19 protein-coding genes, 1 tRNA gene and 1 pseudogene are annotated in these 17,483 nt (G+C 65.5%); 14 read left to right on the top strand and 7 right to left on the bottom strand.

Features of this window, described 5'->3' with window-relative positions; all coding sequences use genetic code 11:
- Positions 1-246, bottom strand: a 246-nt coding sequence (tnpB, locus tag HCC78_RS34720) for an IS66 family insertion sequence element accessory protein TnpB (protein WP_216671047.1), incomplete at its 3' end; no start/stop codon positions are given.
- On the opposite strand from tnpB, the pseudogene istA reads away from it, so the two are divergent.
- From istA to HCC78_RS06040, 8 genes and pseudogenes are all read left to right on the top strand, one after another.
- Positions 207-1,780 (top strand): annotated as a pseudogene (gene istA / locus HCC78_RS06075) (IS21 family transposase). The gene tnpB and the pseudogene istA sit on opposite strands and share 40 nt — an antisense overlap.
- On the top strand, positions 1,710-2,438 hold the full coding sequence (gene istB / locus HCC78_RS06070) for an IS21-like element helper ATPase IstB (RefSeq protein WP_172327848.1): 729 nt from the start codon (positions 1,710-1,712) through the stop codon (positions 2,436-2,438). The pseudogene istA and the gene istB overlap by 71 nt, the downstream one beginning before the upstream one ends.
- A 592-nt stretch (positions 2,439-3,030) precedes the next feature.
- Complete coding sequence (locus HCC78_RS06065; protein WP_172327847.1) at positions 3,031-3,549, top strand: bifunctional DNA primase/polymerase; 519 nt, start codon at positions 3,031-3,033, stop codon at positions 3,547-3,549.
- 1 nt (position 3,550) lies between these two features.
- On the top strand, positions 3,551-5,323 hold the full coding sequence (locus HCC78_RS06060; protein ID WP_216671041.1) for a phage/plasmid primase, P4 family: 1,773 nt from the start codon (positions 3,551-3,553) through the stop codon (positions 5,321-5,323).
- A gap of 147 nt (positions 5,324-5,470) precedes the next feature.
- Positions 5,471-5,728, top strand: a complete 258-nt coding sequence (locus HCC78_RS06055) for a hypothetical protein (protein ID WP_172327846.1) — start codon at positions 5,471-5,473, stop codon at positions 5,726-5,728.
- The gene (locus HCC78_RS06050) at positions 5,725-5,955 is read left to right on the top strand and encodes a hypothetical protein (RefSeq protein ID WP_172327845.1); all 231 of its coding nucleotides are present in this window, start codon (positions 5,725-5,727) and stop codon (positions 5,953-5,955) included. Before HCC78_RS06055 ends, HCC78_RS06050 begins: the two co-directional genes overlap by 4 nt.
- A gap of 305 nt (positions 5,956-6,260) precedes the next feature.
- Positions 6,261-7,670: a phage major capsid protein gene (locus HCC78_RS06045; RefSeq protein WP_172327844.1), complete on the top strand. Its 1,410-nt coding sequence runs from the start codon at positions 6,261-6,263 to the stop codon at positions 7,668-7,670.
- A 212-nt stretch (positions 7,671-7,882) separates the two neighbouring features.
- A complete protein-coding gene (locus HCC78_RS06040; RefSeq protein WP_172327843.1) occupies positions 7,883-8,281 on the top strand; it encodes a hypothetical protein in 399 nt (132 codons plus the stop codon).
- 898 nt (positions 8,282-9,179) lie between these two features.
- On the opposite strand, the gene HCC78_RS06035 is transcribed toward HCC78_RS06040, so the two are convergent.
- On the bottom strand, positions 9,180-9,440 hold the full coding sequence (locus HCC78_RS06035) for an Arc family DNA-binding protein (RefSeq protein WP_172327842.1): 261 nt from the start codon (positions 9,438-9,440) through the stop codon (positions 9,180-9,182).
- Between the two features lie 74 nt (positions 9,441-9,514).
- On the opposite strand from HCC78_RS06035, the gene HCC78_RS06030 reads away from it, so the two are divergent.
- The 5 genes from HCC78_RS06030 to HCC78_RS06010 all read left to right on the top strand — a co-directional run bounded on the left by HCC78_RS06030 (position 9,515) and on the right by HCC78_RS06010 (position 11,209).
- The gene (locus HCC78_RS06030; protein ID WP_172327841.1) at positions 9,515-9,661 is read left to right on the top strand and encodes an Arc family DNA-binding protein; all 147 of its coding nucleotides are present in this window, start codon (positions 9,515-9,517) and stop codon (positions 9,659-9,661) included.
- A gap of 15 nt (positions 9,662-9,676) precedes the next feature.
- Entirely contained in the window at positions 9,677-10,087 is a 411-nt protein-coding gene (locus tag HCC78_RS06025; RefSeq protein WP_172327840.1) for a hypothetical protein, read from the top strand.
- Positions 10,084-10,281, top strand: coding sequence for a hypothetical protein (locus tag HCC78_RS06020; protein WP_172327839.1), 198 nt, complete (start codon positions 10,084-10,086; stop codon positions 10,279-10,281). Before HCC78_RS06025 ends, HCC78_RS06020 begins: the two co-directional genes overlap by 4 nt.
- A 62-nt stretch (positions 10,282-10,343) precedes the next feature.
- Positions 10,344-10,832 carry a hypothetical protein gene (locus HCC78_RS06015; RefSeq protein ID WP_172327838.1) on the top strand — a complete coding sequence of 163 codons (489 nt, stop codon included), beginning with the start codon at positions 10,344-10,346 and terminating at the stop codon, positions 10,830-10,832.
- 101 nt (positions 10,833-10,933) lie between these two features.
- The gene (locus HCC78_RS06010; protein WP_172327837.1) at positions 10,934-11,209 is read left to right on the top strand and encodes an AlpA family transcriptional regulator; all 276 of its coding nucleotides are present in this window, start codon (positions 10,934-10,936) and stop codon (positions 11,207-11,209) included.
- Here HCC78_RS06010 and HCC78_RS06005 read toward each other — a convergent pair.
- From HCC78_RS06005 to HCC78_RS05985, 5 genes are all read right to left on the bottom strand, one after another.
- Positions 11,140-12,174 (bottom strand): tyrosine-type recombinase/integrase, encoded by a 1,035-nt coding sequence (locus tag HCC78_RS06005; protein WP_172327836.1) that lies wholly within the window; start codon positions 12,172-12,174, stop codon positions 11,140-11,142. The genes HCC78_RS06010 and HCC78_RS06005 overlap by 70 nt on opposite strands.
- Positions 12,175-12,308: 134 nt before the next feature.
- Positions 12,309-12,384 (bottom strand) — tRNA-Thr (locus tag HCC78_RS06000).
- Between the two features lie 65 nt (positions 12,385-12,449).
- Complete coding sequence (locus HCC78_RS05995; RefSeq protein ID WP_172327835.1) at positions 12,450-13,907, bottom strand: heme biosynthesis protein HemY; 1,458 nt, start codon at positions 13,905-13,907, stop codon at positions 12,450-12,452.
- Positions 13,908-13,917: 10 nt separating this feature from the next.
- Positions 13,918-15,543 carry a hypothetical protein gene (locus tag HCC78_RS05990; protein WP_172327834.1) on the bottom strand — a complete coding sequence of 542 codons (1,626 nt, stop codon included), beginning with the start codon at positions 15,541-15,543 and terminating at the stop codon, positions 13,918-13,920.
- 74 nt (positions 15,544-15,617) lie between these two features.
- A complete protein-coding gene (locus HCC78_RS05985) occupies positions 15,618-16,322 on the bottom strand; it encodes a uroporphyrinogen-III synthase (protein ID WP_371743781.1) in 705 nt (234 codons plus the stop codon).
- 51 nt (positions 16,323-16,373) lie between these two features.
- Between HCC78_RS05985 and tsaD the strand changes: the two genes are divergently transcribed.
- Positions 16,374-17,483, top strand: coding sequence for a tRNA (adenosine(37)-N6)-threonylcarbamoyltransferase complex transferase subunit TsaD (gene tsaD, locus HCC78_RS33590; RefSeq protein WP_253949057.1), 1,110 nt, complete (start codon positions 16,374-16,376; stop codon positions 17,481-17,483).

Genomic DNA, 17,483 nt, shown 5'->3' with positions numbered 1-17,483 from the left:
GCCCTCGCTGACCGGCCAGATGAACTTCCCGGCCTCCAGCCGCTTGGAGTAGAACGACATGCCGACCCCGTCATGCCACAAGATCTTCAGGAGTGTGAACAAGCATGCAAAAATGATCCCGTGGCGGGGGTGATCGGCATCCAAAAATGACCCCCTTACACTGATGGTGATGATGCCCCCGAGATCATCGGGGAGCACAGTGTGGGATGTTGGTCGTGGAGACGATTTCGAAGATCCGCCGGGCATTTTTCCAGGACAGGAGAAGAAGAAGATCAAGGAGATCTGCCGCGAGTTCCGGGTCTCGCGGAATACGGTACGCAAGGTGATCCGTTCCGGTGTGACCGAACTCACTTACGAGCGCACTGTTCAGCCGTTGCCGAAGATCGGCCCGTGGACCGATGCACTGGACAAGATGCTCGCGGCGAATGCCCGGAGGGCGAAGCGTGACCGGCTCACCCTGGTCAGGGTTTTCGAGGAGCTGCGAGCCCGCGGTTACAACGGAGGGTACGATGCCGTCCGGCGTTATGCCGCGACCTGGAACAGGGAAGAACGCGAAGCCTCGGCAGCGGCGTACGTCCCGCTGACCTTCGATCCCGGCGAGGCTTACCAGTTCGACTGGAGCCATGAGATCGTGCTCATTGACGGGGTCACGACCACGGTGAAGGTGGCCCACGTCCGCCTGTGTCACAGCCGCATGCTGTTCGTTCGAGCCTATCCCCGCGAGACCCAGGAGATGGTCTTCGACGCCCACGACAAGGCCTTTGCCTTCTTCGGCGGCACCTGCACACGCGGGATCTACGATAACATGAAGACGGCGGTGGACACGATCTTCGTAGGCCGTGACCGAGCCTACAACCGGCGTTTCCAGCAGATGTGTGGCCATTACCTCGTCGATCCGGTCGCCTGCACCCCGGCATCCGGCTGGGAGAAGGGCCAGGTCGAGAACCAGGTTGGCGTCGTGAGGCGGCGCTTCTTCGTGCCGCGGCCGAGGTTCAAGAGCTACGCTGAGCTCAATGCCTGGCTCGAGGATCGCTGCGTGGCCTGGGCCAAGGTCAACCCCCACCCGGAACTCAAGGATCGCACGACCTGGGATGTATTCCAGGCCGAGCGCGTGAGCCTGGTTCCCTATGTCGGACCATTTGATGGCTATCATGCCGTGCCGGCCGCGGTGTCCAAGACCTGCCTCGTCCGGTTCGACAACAACCGATACTCGGTGGACGCCCGCGCGGTCGGGCGCCCCGTCGAGATCCGCGCCTATGCGGAGCGCATCGAGTTCTGGCAGGACGGCAAGGTCGTGGGCCAGCACGATCGCGCCTACGGTCGCAACAAGGACATCTACGACCCTCTGCACTATATCCCTGTTCTTGCTCGCAAACCTGGCGCTCTGCGTAATGGCGCACCGTTCAGGGAGTGGGATCTTCCGCCCGCGATCAAGCGCGTGCAGCGCAAGCTCGGCAAGGTGCCGAACGGCGACCGGCAGATGGTTCAGGTCCTGAGCATGATCCCGTCGGACGGCTTGGAGGCCGCCGAAGCCGCCTGCGCCGAGGCGCTGAACGAAGGCGCGCCCGCGGCAGCCGTCGTCCTGAACATCCTCGCGCGCCATCGCGAACAACCACCACCGCTGACGATTACCACGCCGGACGCCCTGCGTCTGACACATGAGCCTGTGGCCGACTGCAAACGCTATGACAGCCTGAGGAGACCCACCCATGGAAAGATCGCAGGTGCTGGACGCGATGAGCCAGCTGAAGTTGTACGGGATGAAGGCGGCATACGATGAGCTGATCGCCACGGCGGTAAAGCGCCAGCACGAGCCGCAGCAAATTGTCGGCGACCTGTTGAGCGCGGAGCTGAACGAGAAGCTGGCGCGCTCGATCAAGTACCAGATGACCATCGCGCGGCTGCCGTTGGCGAAGGAGGTCGACGAGTTCGCCTTCGAGGACACGCCCGTGAACGAGACGCTGGTACGGGACCTCGCCACCGGCGACTTCCTCGACCGGCAGCGCAATGTCGTGCTGATCGGCGGCACCGGGACCGGCAAGTCGCATCTTGCCGTCAGTATCGCGCGATCCTGCATCAGGTGCGGCAAGCGCGGTCGGTTCTTCAACGTCGTGGACCTCGTGAACAAACTCGACGCCGAGGCCCGTGCCGATCGCCAGGGCCGCATCACCGACCTGCTCTGCCGCCTCGACTTCTTGATCCTCGACGAACTGGGGTATCTCCCGTTCGCCCAGACCGGCGGCCAGCTCCTGTTCCACCTCATCAGCCGCCTCTACGAGCGCACTTCCGTCATCGTCACGACCAACCTCGACTTCAGCGAATGGCCATCGGTGTTCGGCGACGCAAAGATGACGACCGCCCTCCTCGATCGCCTGACCCATCACTGCGACATCGTCGAAACAGGCAACGAGAGCTGGCGCTTCAAGACCCGTGAATAGCCGAAACCCCGCTGGCCCGACGCGGCTGCGCTGTGTGGTGGCTACACCGCATCGGGCCAGCTTCCGTTGTGCATGAGGGGGTCATTTTTGGACGCCGACAGGGGGTCAAATTTGCGAGCCGATTGACATGGTGGGGAGCGCTTCGGCCCAGTGCCCCTGCTTTTCGCGGAATGGGGCTGAGGTGGAAATTTTACGCGACAGGGCTCCGCCCCGCGCCGCCGCGCGGCGTGATCATGCTGACGCTGCTTCCGATTCCCGGTCTGGCGGCACCGCAGGGCCTATGAAACTGCGCGCGGTGGTCGCCATGTGGTCGCCGCGAATTTTCGGGCTGACGTTGATCTTGCTGTAAGTGCTTGACTTAAGTGGTGCCGCAGAAGGGCACCGAGAGTCCATCCTTTTCAATGCTGTAGCCATTGAGGATCGTAAAGACGTAGTAATTCAGCGCCAGAAAGAGAAAACCCCGCCCGCAGGGGCAACTGCGAACGGGGCTGATATCAACTGCAAAGCTGACGTGCTTCGCGGGAAAGATACCCCGACGCGGGGCCGCCTGTCCACCGAAACGGCACCTCGTTACCGCTACCGCTTCCTCCCGATGCGCTACCTCGGCGATCCAGAGCACCCCCTCCACCGCTTCAAGCGCGAGCTGCGGAATGCCGCGCTGAACTATGCCGAACGCGGGCGCCCGGTCTTCCCCGTAGGCTCCGACAAGCGTCCGCTGGTGAAGTGGAAGGACGGCGCGACCACGAATCAGGATCAGATCTACGACTGGTGGCAACGCTGGCCGCTGGCCATGATTGGCATGCCGACCGGCGCGCGCTCCGGGCTGGTGGTCCTCGACATCGACCGCAAGAACGGCGTCGACGGACTGGCGAACCTGCTGGCGATCGGCATTGACCCGCTGCGCCTCTCGCCCGTGGTGGCTACGACGCCGAGCGGCGGCCTGCATGTCTACTTCGCTGCGATCGACGAAGAGGTGCGCAACTCAGCGTCCGTGATGGCCGATGGCGTGGACGTGCGCGGCGATGGCGGCTTCATCGTCCTGCCCCCGTCACGGAAGGACCCGGAGCGGCCCGGCTATGCCTGGGACATGTGCGGGGGCGGCTATGTCTGAGATGCAGCTTCCGAAATACCCGCAGGAACTCCGCGACCGCGAGCAGCAGCAGCGCGAGGCGCGGCGCCCGACCTATGATCCTGCACCGGCTCCCGTCTCCGACGCATCCCGCGCCGGTGCCTGGGCCTCCGCCGCGCTCGACGGCGAGGTTGCCGATGTAGCCAATGCCGCGAACGGCACCCGCAATCATGCGCTCAACAAGGCAGCCTACAGCCTGGGCGGCATCGTCGCGGGCGGCCATCTGGACGAGGCGCATGTCGTCGCTGCACTGACCGACGCTGCCGACCGCAACGGCTTGCTGCGGGAAGACCAGAAGGCGGTGCTCGACACGATCCGCAGCGGGCTGGAAGCGGGCAAGCGGAACCCCAGGCACCCGCAGGAGCGGCAGGCCAATGCCGCGCCCAGGAGGCCCGTTCAGCGCCCCTCCGTGCCAAACCAGAGCGGGCGCTTCGAACTGACCGAGGACGGCGTGGCACTGGCTTTCACCGAGCGCTACCGCAACACCATGCGCTACGACCACAACACCGGGAAGTGGCACACGTGGACCGGCGACAAGTGGGCCGACGACGGCACCGGGAAAGCCTTCTCGCTCTGCCGCGAGGTGGCGCGCGACCTGTCCGAGGATGCCAAGGACGGCGAGCGCGCGACGGTGCGCAAGCGCGCCTTCGCTGCGGGCGTGGAGAAGTTCGCCCAATGCGACCCTGCGCATGCCGTGACCACTGACGTGTGGGACCAGGACCCCTACATCTTGGGCGTCCCTGGCGGCGCTGTGGACCTGCGCAATGGCAGGTCGCTGACGGCAGACCCTGCCGCCGGCATCACGAAACACGCCGCTGTCGCTCCGGCCGAACATGCAGACTGCCCGAACTGGCTGCGGTTCCTGGAGCAGGCGACCAGCGGAGACGCGGGCGTTGTCGAGTTCCTGAAACGCTGGTGTGGCTACTGCCTGACCGGCGACACGCGGGAACACCAGCTCATCTTCATCTACGGTGGCGGCGGCAACGGGAAGTCCGTCTTCCTCAACACCGTGACCCGCATCATGGGCGACTACGCCACGACCGCGGCCATGGATACGTTCGTGTCGAGCCGGGGCGACAAGCATCCGACCGAGTTGGCGCTTCTCCGCGGTGCGCGTCTGGTCTCCGCCTCCGAGACCGAGGAAGGCCGCGCATGGGCCGAAGCCCGCATCAAGCAGATGACCGGCGGCGACCCGATCACCGCGCGGTTCATGCGTCAGGACTTCTTCACCTACACCCCGCAATTCAAGCTGACCATCGTCGGGAACCACGCCCCCGCCCTGGCCAACGTGGACGACGCGGCGCGGCGCAGGTTCAACATCGTGCCCTTCACGGTCAAGCCGAAGAACCCCGACCGCCAGCTCGAAGAGAAGCTGCAGACGGAATGGCCCGGCATCCTGCGCTGGATGATCGAGGGCGCCGTAGCGTGGCGCCAGGGCGGCCTGGAGCGCCCCGAAAGCATCACGGCGGCGACGGCCGAGTATTTCAGCGAGCAGGACCTGTTGCAGCAATGGCTGCAGGACCGCGTGACCGCGCGGCCCGGTGACCAGTCCATCTACGAGGCCAAGGCCAAGCTCTTCAAGGACTGGACCAACTACGCCCGTGCTGCAGGCGAGGAACCCGGCAACCAGAAGACCTTCGCTGGCAAGATGCGGCGCCACGGGTTCGCGGACGGCTACAAGAAGTTGAACGGTGCCTCCGGCCGGGTCTGGTTCGGCGTCGAGCTGCCCTTCATGGAGGTGCCCGGCAATGAGTAGGGTCACGGCAAGGTCACGGGTCACGGCAGGTCACGCGTGTTCTGCATTATACCGGCTACGCGCGCGTGGCGCTTATAATGGCAAACACGCGTGCCAACGTGTGACCCGTGCCGCAAGTGTGACCTCCGGCAACCCGGAGACATCCACATGACAAAAGCACCCGAAGACTTCCGCGCATTTGAGGCAATCTCCAACGCCACAATCGAGGCCCAAATGGCCGGGGAGGATGTGCGGTCCCTGGCGTCCGCAATGCTCGCCCACGCGTCGAGCTTCTACGCCTCGGTCAATGGCCGTGAGGGGCCGGACGGGCTGACCGCCGCTCTCATGCAGATTGTCCAAGCACACGCGGCACAGGCAGCGCGAGAGCACGACCTTCGCCAGTTTGGCGTGAGAGGCAGGGCATGACCAAAGAGCAGAACACCGAAGCAACCGTCAGCAAGGTCGGGTTGTGGTCCGGACTGGAGAAGTGCACCCGGCAGCGTGTCTTCGTGGTGGACCTCATCGACAGCGAGGGCGCCGCTTTCAACGTCTGGACCGGCGACGACTACAGCGAGGCGGCGGCGCTGGCCCGGCAGCTCGCAGCAGACAGTGAGTGCGAGATCGTCGCCAGCATCTTCGGAGAGAACGGATGACGGCAGTACGCGACAACAGCATGCCATGGGGAGGGGGTGGTAAAAAGTCTGAGTGTTTTGGTCAGGGACCGCGGCGGGTCAGCCACTCTCGCACATCTCCGATTCAAACATTTCCGCATGCAACGGCATACCGACTCAAGACTCTTGGACCCAGAATCAAGATGTCGTATAGTGACCCCAACGAGCACGGCACCGATGGTGCGGCTCCCACCCCGTTTTCCGCAAAGCCGATGGCCGCGCGCGAAATGTGACCCTCACGCCGAGGTCGCTTTCGCGTGCCCGGCATATCGAACGGAACAACGGCAATGACCATCCGATTTTCCCATCACTCGGCCGACATTCTGGTGAAGAAGAACGCCCAAACCGTGCTGCGCGACCTCGGCGTGCGCAACCTATCCGATCTTGAGTCCTACAGCATGACCTGGGCAGACATCGGCAAGTCCGTGAACACCCTTCGGTCCACGGCAAGCGGCCTGATCGAGAAGATCACGGACGGCGTGCCGGAAAGCCGTCAGTCTGAGATCGAGAACACTTTCAACGTTCTCATGGAGGCCGTGAACGACCTGGAGGGCGAGCGCGACTACCGCAACAGCATCGGCAACCGCGACCCTCGCGAGCACGATGGCACTATTCCACCCCCCATTGGTCGCCCGGACGGGACTGCGAAAGGCGTGGATGACGGCAGCTACAGCTATTTTGGCGAGAGGGTACGCACCGAAGAGGACGAGATCCTCTCGAAGCTGCTCGGCCCCGAGGACCGAATGACCACCTGGGCGCAGGCGGCCTCCCCGGATCCCTACCGCGGCCTCTCCCTGGGCGGCTATCTGCGCTCCATGATCGTCGGGGCGAAGACCGACACCGAGCGCCGGGCGCTGGCGGAAGGCTCGGACAGCGCAGGCGGCTACACCGTGCCGACGACGCTTTCCTCGCAGCTCATCGACAAGATGCGGGCGGCGTCCGTCGTGAACGCTGCGGGCGCCCGCATGGTGCCCCTTACCTCGGACGACCACGTCATCGCGCGTCTGGCGACCGACCCGGTTCCGGCATGGCGCACGGAAAACTCGGCGGTCACCGAGTCCGAGCCGACTTTCGACAGCGTGCCCCTGCAGCCGAAGTCGCTGGCCGTCCTGACGAAGATCTCCTTCGAACTGATGGAGGACAGCGTCAACCTGCAGACCGAGCTGCCCCGGATCATGTCCGTCGCCCTGGCGAAGGAGCTGGACCGGGTGGCGCTGATCGGTTCTGGCACCGCCCCGGAGCCGCGCGGCGTGGCCAATACGGTCGGCATCGGCACGACGGCGCATGATGACGCCATTTCGAGCTACATCCCGCTTGTGCGGGCGCGCACGGGCATCCTGTCGGCGAATGCCGGGCCGGTCTCGGCCATCATCATGCACCCGCGCGACGAGGGCGCCATTGCCGAGATGGTGGACACCAACGGAAACCCGCTCATCATGCCGCGCGTCCTGGAGCCGATCCCGGTGCTGACCACGACTGCGCTGCCGATCGACGGCGGCGTCGGGACGAACGAAAGCTCCGTCATCGTCGGCAACTTCCGGCACCTGCTGATCGGCATGCGCACGAATATCACCGTGACCGTTCTGAGGGAGCACTTCGCCGGCAACATGCAGTACGGCCTCCTGGCCTACATGCGGGCCGACGTGGCGGTCTCCCAGCCTGGTGCGTTCCACACCATCACGGGCGTGCAGGGCTAAGAACAAGGGGAGGATGCCCCCGGCTTTGTTGCTTGAGCCAAAGCACCCCCGTTCACTCGGCGAGTACGGAAACAACCCCGAGACGGCGCGGCCCCTTTCCTCCATCCGGGGCGCGGCGCAGGGCGCTACGGCGGAACCGGGGGCGCTCAACAAGGGCCGGGCGCGGGCGAGAACGCGCCCGGCCACATCTCACCAGCAACAGCGAGGCGCCCGTGCCAAGACCCAAGACACCGCTCAGCAAGGCACGCCTCACAGGGGCGGACAAGGCGCACCCGGAGCGATTCCGCGGCCGATCGGAACCGGCGGTCAGCGACGATCCCGTAGGCGACCCGCCTGCCTATCTGCCGACCGATGCGAAAGCAGTCTGGGCCGAGTGCTCGGAAAACCTGCCCTGGCTTGTGAGAGCCGACAGGCAAGCGCTGGAGGCGGCATGCGTGGCCATCGGGCAGGTCCGCATGCTGGCCAAAGCTGGCGAGCTGGTGCCCGCGTCCATGCTCTCTGCAGCCAACACGGCGATCGGCAAGCTCGGGGCATCCCCGACTGACCGCAGCAAGGTCTGGCAGAAGCCGGACGCCGACGAAGATGATCCCTTCGCGCAGTTCATGAACTGAGAGGCGGGCGACCGCGTGATCCTGTTCGTGTCATGGCGTTCAGATGATCAATCTCCAGAGACTCTTAGCCACTTTAATCATCCTTAAGTAGAATTGACGAAACGTAATCTGGGAATGCATCATTTAAGGGTGAGACCGAGCGCTCTCTCCCAGTAGTGCTCACCCGGTCATATGAGTGTCTGTGCCGCCGCTTACCTCCGTGGCGGCACCTTTTTCTCTGGGGGGGTATGGGCTGGCGTGCCGTCGTCCCAGCAAAAAACTGTGCCGCCACAAAGGGAACTGGCGGCACAGTTTCTTGATTGCAAATATCCGAATGGAAGTGCTTTCGGTCAATGCCGATAACCTTTGGCACGTATTCAACATGAGTCAACTCAACGTATGATTGTGTAGCGCTACAGGTGGAATTTTCTTTCATAGCGGCAGCGGCTGGTGGATGAGTTCGAAACAGAGAAGATGTAGACGGCCAAAAAATGTGCCGCCACTACGGAGCGTGACGGCACAGTTTACTTAAGGGACCGAGAAAGCCGCCTTGGGAGTACAGCCATCGGTGCCGACCATCTAGAAACGAGAATATGTCATGCGTCAATCTGCTTATGATTGCCGGTGCCGACGCTGAACCGGGAGACGGAAGGTGGCCAAAGATGGCCAGCGCGGGAAAGCGTTCTCGTCCTGAACGCTTTCGCAGACAAATACGACGCGGCGCAGGACCGTGGGGAAGCTAGGTCGCACGGTGGAGATCGGAAGTCGGATCAAGGTTCCAATGATGGTCCGTTGATTTCTCCGAAGGATGTTGGAGGTAAGCGCTTCCTCCACGAGTCCCGCCAGCTCCGTGACGCCGAGCGTGCCGACCCAGGCCTGTCCGCCGCGACCAAAGCCACGATGCCCGGCAGTTGCGTGATTAATCAAGCCACTGATAGTCGCTTGGGTTAAGGCGTTGATCATGCTTGGCAACCATCTCTTCCAGCTTCTCAACCTTGACCCAAAGCTCGTCGTATGTCGCCAAGATATCTTCGAGCTTTTCGCTGGTTTCGAACGATCCTTCTAGGCGCGCGATAATCTCAGCCGTGAGGGACCGACCGCTCTTCTCAGCGGCTTCTCCGATCCTGTCGCGGAGCGAGGACGGCATGTTGAGCTTAAACTGTACGGTCGATTCCTGCATGGTGCATCGTTGGACCAATTAGGTTCTTGACGCAATGAACCCTTATGGTCCATATTGGGACCATGGAGGGACGCATGAAAGCCGACACCAAGCACTTCAAGCTCAACCTGCCGACCGACCTACTGGATCAGCTGCGCGAGATCGCCGGGCATGAGTGCCGTTCGGTGACTGCTCAGATTGTCCTGATGCTGCGGAAGCAGATCGAAGCCGACCAGACCTAACCAGGAGAGACACCGATGACCGAAGACCGCGCCTGCGCGAACGATACCGCTTTGTCCGCTCTCAACCGCCGCCGCTTCCTGGCCATGGCGCCTTACGCGGGTGCAGCCGCGGCGCTCCCTGCCGTCGCCATGCCTGCCGCGGCCGAGACGCCCGTTGCCGCAATGTACCGTGAATGGCTGGCTCGCTGGACTTTCCTCGAATCCGAAGAGGGTGGAAACCTGCCCGAGGATGAGTTCGAGCGGCTCAACGATGAGCGGGGCGCTCTCGAAAACAGGATGTGCTCCGTACCGAGCCGCGATGCGCGGGACGTCATCCTCAAGCTGGCCGCGATCACGATGCAGGGCGAATGCTTCTCAGGTGCCGACTTCCAGGAGTCTGAACCGGTGCTGCGCGAGATCGTCGCCATGGCGGAGGCGATGGCATGACCGAGGAACGTACCCTCACCGACGTGCTGGCCGAGATCGACGCTCTCGCGACCATGGGGTTGGCGGCCAGCGATACCGGCCGGTTCCTGACGCCGGAGACATTCCACGATGCGATGGGGCGGCAGTTCGGCGTGATCAGTGCTCTGGCGGGGGAGGCGTTGGAGATGTCGGCAAAGAACGTTAAGCGCGTTTAGCGCTTTACGATAAACGCGCAGCGCGTTACTGTGTTCTTGAGGCACACACGGAGCAGATGCCAATGGAACTCTTTGAACAGAACTATACCGTCCAATCCATCGGTCAGGCGATCGGCTACGAACCCAAACGCATCTCGGACTGGACGAACCGCGGTCTCATCGCCGGGACCGGAGGCGGAGGCAGCAAGGGGCGCGCGCGGACATACTCGTTCGTTCAGCTCATGCAGATCGCCACTGCGACTTCCGCCATGGACAAGCTCAGCTATCAGCCCGCGCAAGCTTTCGAGCTTGCCGGGCATTTCGCGTCGGTGGCCGCCGATGGCCGCAAGCCCGGCCTGCCGTTCCACCCCAGGCTGGGCACGACTTACCTGATCGCGTGCGATGGCGTCGTTAGCGTCCAACTCAGCGAAGACGGCACCATCAAGCCGATCAATTCAGAAGCCATGGCGATCACTGCCCTGAACGTCACGGCCGTCTTCGCGAAGGTTGCCGCGGCGTTGGGCTACGATGCAGGCAAGGTGCTCAACGAGGCCTACCCCGAGTACGCCTGACAGATCGCCCCGGCGCCTTATTCGCGCCGGGGGCTGACCAGCCGCGAGGGCATCCCGGTGCCCTTCCGATTGTTCAATTCTCCCACCACACGAGGTTCCGAATGAACGGCGTTATCCTCATCACTCCTGACGAATTGCGCAGCCTGATCGGCGCGGCCGTCCGCGACGCGATGCAGGCCACCACCGCACCGGAGGCATGGCTCCCCGTCCCCACCGTCGCGACGCGCCTGGGCAAGAGCGAGAAGACCATCCGCAACTGGATCCGCGATGGCCGCTTCACCCGGTTCTCCGGCGGCGATGGCTGCCCCTACCTGATTTCGTCGCGGGAGGTGGATGCGTTGAGCAGCTCGGCCAGCTCCGCCCCCGACGCCTCGTAGTAGGTCAGGAGTTCATTCACGTCCTTATGACCAGTCATGCGCGCCAGATCGAGGATTTGAAGCCGCTTCGCCAAGCGGGTGATGCCCTCATGGCGCGTGTCGTGGAAATGCAGGTCGACGATACCTGCCTTCGCAGCAGCAGCCCGGAACCGGCTGTCACGGCTCACAGCGTCGATATCGAACGGGCGTGCATCGGACTCTGCATTTCCGTTGCGCACCTTGGCCAAGATCTCTGCCGCCCGTGCCGTCATGGGGACGTAGCGCTCGTGATCGTTCTTGGTCTCAGGAACATGGACGACCATACCGCTCACGTCGCGGTTCCGAATCGCGAGGATCTCTCCGGAGCGCATGGCGGTCTCGATAGCGAAGAGGAACGCGGCGCCGGTGATCTGCTTCTCGCTAACCCACGGTTCCATTTCCAGATCGAGCGCTGCACTGATCTTCTCGATTTCATCCGGCAGGACACGACGCTTCCGGCGCTTGCTGCCGGCCGGGCGGGTGACTTTGGCCATGGGGCTGACCTGTATCAACTCCCAGTCGTTGATGGCGCAGGTGAAGACGTGCTTCAGCAGGTTCATTTCGCGCCTGACGCTGGCGGGCTTCACCTCATTGAGGCGCCTGTCACGCCAAGCTGCAATGTCGGCGCCCGCAATCTCGCCTATGAGATGCTCACCGAGCGGCTTGCCGTTGGCTGGGTCGGTCTTGAATCGTTCGAGGCGGATTATCTCCCAGCGCTCGCCTTTCTTCTTGGAGGACCGCTCCCGGCCGTACCGGTCGAACACCTGGGCCATGGTGTCCTGACTGGTGGCAGCAGTCTCCTTGGAAATCTCGACCTCGAACTCGCGGGCCCAAATCTGGGCATCGCGCTTGGTCTTGAAGGTCTTTGCCTTCCGCACGCTCTTTCCGTCGACGCGCCGCGCGACCTGAGCCTGCCATCCGAAATCGGTCTTAATGAATGTCGCCATGCCCAGAATAGTAATCGCGTAGTAGCGGCATGGGCAACAACTGGGTCACGGACCTACCGCGGCCTTCCAAATCGAGCACAAAAGGAGCCCAAAGGGAAAACGATGGAAGAACGTAACCATGTCTTGGGAAGAAGTGGTGCCGCAGAAGGGACTCGAACCCCCGACCCCATCATTACGAATGACGTGCTCTACCAGCTGAGCTACTGCGGCGCCGGTGCTGCGTAGCACCGTAGAGCGGCTGGTAGCAAATCCCTGCTACCAGCGAAAGACCGAAATTACGCTTTTTCGGTCGATTCTTCGGCGGCACCCTCGACGGTCTCCGCCTCTTCCGGGCCGGGCCCGGCCGCCTTGTCCTCGAGCGCGCCGACGATCAGCGGCAGCATGCCCGCGGAGACCTCCGGCATCACCTCGGAAGCCGGGGCCGGCTTCCAGCTCAGCGTGTCGAAGCTGCCGCAGACATCGCAGACCGGCTGCCATTCGGCATAGACCGCGCCCTCGACTTCGCAGACCCAGGCATTGCCCCTGGGCGCGGTGACCGCCTTGGCCAGCCAGGCCTTCACGGCCGTGTCCGACCCGCCCTCGCCGCGCTCGACCGCCGCCATCAGCGTCATCACGCGCGCCGTCGGCGCCGTCTCGACCAGATCGCCCAATGCGCGCCGCGCCTCGGGGAAGTTCTCGGCGGCGATGTTGAGCTCGGCCATCAGCATCCGGGCCTCCGGATGGGACGGATCCTTGCGCACGAGGTCGCCGAAGCGCTTCACCCGCTTCTCCGGGGTCTCGGCGGGATCGATCGCGGCATAGGCCGCGGCCAGCGACGGATGGGGTTCCGACGCCCAGGCGGTGCGGATCAGCTGCGCCGCCTTGGCGCCCGAGCCCATCTCCATCTGCGCCTTGGCACCCTCGACCACGGCAGGCGCGAAGTTCGGCAGTTCCCGCGCCGCGTCCAGCGCCGCCTTGCGCGCGTCCTCTAGCTTGCCCTCGCGGCGGAGGTCCCAGGACTGGCAGAGCGCCAGCAGCCCGTCGCGCCGCTTGGCCAGGTCCTTCGGCGCCGACTTGTACTTGCGCTTCAGCCCCAGCGTCGCCCGCGCACCCGACCAGTCCTTCTCATGCGTCTGCATGAGGAACAGCTGGTCTGCGGTCTCGGAATTGTCTGGCTTCAGCTGCAGCGCGTTCTCGGCGAGCTTGCGGGCGGTGGCCTCGTCGCCCTCCGCCTGCTTCTGCCGCATCAGGCCGCGGATCGCCACGAAGCGCGTCTTGTCGTTCGACAGCAGCTTCTTGTAGCACTCGATCGCCTGGGTGCGGTCGCCCATCTGCTCGGCGGCCTGGGCCTCGAGCAGGATCGCCGCGGAATTGTCGGCGAGCTTGCCGTCGGCCTTCAGCGCCTTGCGCAGTGCCAGCTTGCTGTCGCCGGAGGCCAGCGCCAGCATGCCCTCGGTCATCAGCTCGTTGCCGCGCTTTTCGCGGTAGCGGTAGAACCAGCGGGTGAAGGCGGTCTTGTCGCCGGCGATGAAGCGCAGCAGCGCGATCAGCAGCCCGACCAGCCGCAGCACGATCCAAACCGCCACGAACAGCGCGATCGCCGCGACGACCGCCTGGAGCGGGCCCAGCGTGACCTCGTAGCCGCCGAAGATCACGGTCAGGTTCTCGCCGGAACCGGCGATGATCGTGACCGCATATTCGAGGCCGACGATGACCGCGATGAAGACAAGAATCTTGATAAGGGTCCAGAGCATGATCTTGTCCTCAGTTCGTGTTCACGGCGGCGGCCAGGTCCGGCAGGGCGGCATCGGCATCGACCCGCGCCTGTGCCTGCGCGGCCCAGGCCGACAGCTCTTCCTGGCCGGCCTCGGGCAGCGTGCCCAGCTCGCCGAGCGCAGCGGCCAGATCGCCCTCTTCGATCGCAACCGTCATCCGCGACAGCACTGCATCCGGATCGTCGCCCTCGCGCGCCTCCAGCGACCGGACCCCGGTCTGGGTGCGCAGGAAGGCGAGCAGCCGGTCCGCCGGGTCCTCGGTCATGGTCGTCGTCAGCGAGGCCTGGAGCGCGTCGCGTGCCGCGGGCGTGAAGCTTTCCTGCAGCTCCAGCACCGTCGGGATGCCCGAGCCGCCGTTGTCGAGGATCACCTGCGGGACATCGGTCACGGCCTGCAGCGCTGGCAGCGCGGTCTCGTAGGGGATGCCGGCATTGAGGGCGGCCACGACCTGGGCCAGCGCCGCCTGGGCGACGGCCGCCTGGGCGCGCGCCTCGGCATCGGCCTCGGCCTGGCGGGCGCGTTCCTCGGCGGCGGCGACCTGCGCCGCGGCCGCATCCTGGGCGGAAGCCAGATCCTTCCTGGCCTCTTCCTGCATCGCCGTCAGCTCGGCCGCGGAGGCCGCGGAAATGTCGGTCAGCCGCTTTTCGAGCCCGTCGGCATCCTCGCGCTGCTGCGCCAGGATGGAGCGCAGCTCCTCGAGCTGGCGCTCGTAGGAATCGAAGGCTGCCTTGGCGGTGTCGGAGCTTTCCACCAGCGGGCGCTGCTCGACCGCGACGAGGCGCTTGTCGACCTCGGCCATGCGCTCGTCCAGGCCGCCGATGCGCTCGCCGAAGCCCTGCAGCCGCGACTCCACATTGGTCATCGCCGTGGCGACGGTTTCCATCTGGTCCTTGGCGCCCGACAGGGTCTCGTTCACCGATCCGAGCGTGCCCGACACGCTGTCCTGCAGGCTGCCGAGATTGGAGACCAGCTGGTCGAACTGGCCGGACATGCCGCCGAACTGGCCCGAAAGCTCGCCCGCGACCTTGCCGACGGCGGTTTCGACCGAGGCGCTGTTGTCGGCCTCCAGCTTGTCGAGCCGGCCTTCCACCTGCTCCAGCTGCGCCGCGACCGGGTTCTTGCCGAAGCCGGTCATCGCCATCCAGTCAACCTTGATGAACTGCGCTGCGCCGAAGCCGACCAGCGCGGCCAGCACGCCGCCGAAGACGGTGGAAAAGACGCCGCCGCCATGGGAGGCCGGTGCCGGAGCGGCAACGGGCGCGGCCGCCGGGGCCGGTCCGGGCTTCTCGTCTTCCGCCTCGGGCTCCGTTGCCGCGGCAGGGGCCTCTTCCGCCGGGGTCTCCGGGGCGGCCTGCTCTTCCGCGGGAACCGGCTCGGCCGCCGGCTCGGTCTTTTCGAGGACCGGCTCTCCGACGGCCGCCTCTGCCTCTTCCTTGGTCATCTCGGGATCCGCCTGAGCGACAGATGCGCCGGTCTCTGCGGTCTCGCCCTCGGGCAAGGTCTCGGAGACGATCTCGGCATCCTCTACCTCGGGCGGGGCCGCCGAGATGTCCTTTTCGGTTGCCTTGCCGTCGGCGGCCTTGTTCTGCCGCCCGCGCTTGTCATCCGTACTCAAAACTGCGTCCTCTCCCTGGAGCTGTCCGCCGGGTCTGTCCCGAATTGCAACTTAGACCGGCGGCGTTCGAATTCTCAAGCACGCAAACTGGCGTCTTGCTTGGCAAGCAGGTCCAGCACGGCCCCGGAATCCGGACGCGTGGCCACGTCGAGTCTGGCGGCACTCTGCACAGGCAGGGCATCCGCCACAGCGGGGCTGATTGCCGCAACAACGAGTTGCGCGGCAGCGCCTTCGAGGAACGGCGCCAGCAGCCGTGCCGTGCGCGCCGAGAAAACCGGCAGCAGCACCGGGCCCGGCGCTGCCAGAAGCGCGGCTGCCTCCGGAACGGGCGGAACCGGGACCTGATCGTAGGTCACGGCCTCCTCCACGGCGAGTCCCGCCGCGCGCAGCGGGCCGGCCAGCGGTGCCGAGACATGCGCGCCCCGCAGGTGCAGGAGCCGGCCCGCCGGACGTTCCGCCAGCAGGAGCGCCTGCAATTCGGGCAGCGCGCCCTCCGCCGAGCGGGCATCCAGCCCGGCCGCCGCCGCCGCCGCCGCCGTGCGTGCGCCGACGCAATAGGCCGGCAGCCTAGCTGGCAGCTGCAGCCCCGGCACCAGCGCCTTGGCCGAGGTCAGGATCACCCCCGCGATGCCGGTGCAATCTGGCAGGCCGCGGCTCGGCACGATCACCATGACCGGCGAGATCACCACCCTGCCCGCACCCAGCCGGGCGCGCACCTCGGCGGCGAAGCGGCGCGACTCGGGGGCGGGCCGGGTCAGGAGCAGGGGCGCATGCGGCACGGGAGCCTCGGCAAGCTTGTGGCGGACGGTCCCCGATGCTAGCTGCCGGACATGGAGAGAACAACGGGTCAAGACCGGGCGCTGACCGTGCTCGGGATGGAAAGCAGCTGCGACGACACCGCCGCGGCCATCCTCCGCCATGTGCCGGGCGAAGCGCCCGAAATCCTCGCCAATGTCGTCCTGGGCCAGGCTGCGCTGCACGCGCCCTTCGGCGGCGTGGTGCCCGAGCTTGCCGCCCGCGCCCATGCCGAGAAGATGGACCTGGCGGTCGAACAGGCGCTGGAGGCCGCGGGCCTGCCGCTTTCGGCGGTGGATGTCGTCGCGGTCACCGCCGGTCCCGGCCTGATCGGCGGCGTGCTGGCCGGCGTGATGTGCGCCAAGGGCATCGCCATGGGCACGGGAAAGCCGCTGGTCGGCGTCAACCATCTGGCGGGCCATGCGCTGACCCCGCGGCTGACCGACGGCATCGCATTTCCCTACCTGATGCTGCTGGTGTCGGGCGGGCACTGCCAGTTCCTGGTGGCCGAAGGGCCCGACAGCTTCACCCGGCTCGGCGGCACGATCGACGACGCCCCGGGCGAGGCCTTCGACAAGACCGCGAAGCTCCTCGGGCTGGAACAGCCGGGCGGCCCGGCGGTGGAGCGCGAGGCGGCGAAGGGCGATCCTGCACGGTTCCGTTTCCCCCGCCCGCTGCTCGACCGGCCCGGCTGCGATCTCAGCTTCTCCGGACTGAAGACCGCGCTGATCCGCGCCCGCGACAAGGCGATGGAGGGCAAGGGCGGGCTGACCGTGGAGGACCGCGCCGATCTCTGCGCCGGCTTCCAGGCCGCGGTGGCCGACGTCCTGGCAGAGAAATCCCGCCGTGCGCTGGCCGACTGCGCCGGGCGCGGGCTGAGCCTCACCGCCTTTGCCGTTGCCGGCGGCGTCGCGGCGAACCAGGCGCTGCGCACCCGGCTGACCGAAGTGGCGGGCGACGTGCCCTTCCTCGCGCCGCCCCTGAAGCTCTGCACCGACAACGGCGCGATGATCGCCTGGGCGGGGCTGGAACGCTTCCGCCGCGGCGAGACCGACGGGATGGACCTGTCGGCCCGTCCGCGCTGGCCGCTCGACCAGCGCAGCCCGGCGCTTCTCGGCTCCGGCAAGAAGGGGCCCAAGGCGTGA

Source organism: Mangrovicoccus sp. HB161399, from assembly GCF_013184745.1.
Taxonomy (GTDB): domain Bacteria; phylum Pseudomonadota; class Alphaproteobacteria; order Rhodobacterales; family Rhodobacteraceae; genus Mangrovicoccus.
The sequence above is the reverse complement of the archived record's forward strand: the minus strand, read 5'-3'. Positions and strand labels throughout refer to the sequence as shown.

Excerpts from the sequence above, each read along its gene's own strand:
- istB (WP_172327848.1), top strand. The coding sequence starts at position 1,710 with ATGGAAAGATCGCAGGTGCTGGACGCGATGAGCCAGCTGAAGTTGTAC.
- HCC78_RS06065 (WP_172327847.1), top strand. The coding sequence starts at position 3,031 with ATGCGCTACCTCGGCGATCCAGAGCACCCCCTCCACCGCTTCAAGCGC.
- HCC78_RS06060 (WP_216671041.1), top strand. The coding sequence starts at position 3,551 with ATGCAGCTTCCGAAATACCCGCAGGAACTCCGCGACCGCGAGCAGCAG.
- HCC78_RS06055 (WP_172327846.1), top strand. The coding sequence starts at position 5,471 with ATGACAAAAGCACCCGAAGACTTCCGCGCATTTGAGGCAATCTCCAAC.
- HCC78_RS06050 (WP_172327845.1), top strand. The coding sequence starts at position 5,725 with ATGACCAAAGAGCAGAACACCGAAGCAACCGTCAGCAAGGTCGGGTTG.
- HCC78_RS06045 (WP_172327844.1), top strand. The coding sequence starts at position 6,261 with ATGACCATCCGATTTTCCCATCACTCGGCCGACATTCTGGTGAAGAAG.
- HCC78_RS06035 (WP_172327842.1), bottom strand. The coding sequence starts at position 9,440 with ATGCAGGAATCGACCGTACAGTTTAAGCTCAACATGCCGTCCTCGCTC.
- HCC78_RS06030 (WP_172327841.1), top strand. The coding sequence starts at position 9,515 with ATGAAAGCCGACACCAAGCACTTCAAGCTCAACCTGCCGACCGACCTA.
- HCC78_RS06025 (WP_172327840.1), top strand. The coding sequence starts at position 9,677 with ATGACCGAAGACCGCGCCTGCGCGAACGATACCGCTTTGTCCGCTCTC.
- HCC78_RS06020 (WP_172327839.1), top strand. The coding sequence starts at position 10,084 with ATGACCGAGGAACGTACCCTCACCGACGTGCTGGCCGAGATCGACGCT.
- HCC78_RS06015 (WP_172327838.1), top strand. The coding sequence starts at position 10,344 with ATGGAACTCTTTGAACAGAACTATACCGTCCAATCCATCGGTCAGGCG.
- HCC78_RS06010 (WP_172327837.1), top strand. The coding sequence starts at position 10,934 with ATGAACGGCGTTATCCTCATCACTCCTGACGAATTGCGCAGCCTGATC.
- HCC78_RS06005 (WP_172327836.1), bottom strand. The coding sequence starts at position 12,174 with ATGGCGACATTCATTAAGACCGATTTCGGATGGCAGGCTCAGGTCGCG.
- HCC78_RS05995 (WP_172327835.1), bottom strand. The coding sequence starts at position 13,907 with ATGCTCTGGACCCTTATCAAGATTCTTGTCTTCATCGCGGTCATCGTC.
- tsaD (WP_253949057.1), top strand. The coding sequence starts at position 16,374 with ATGGAGAGAACAACGGGTCAAGACCGGGCGCTGACCGTGCTCGGGATG.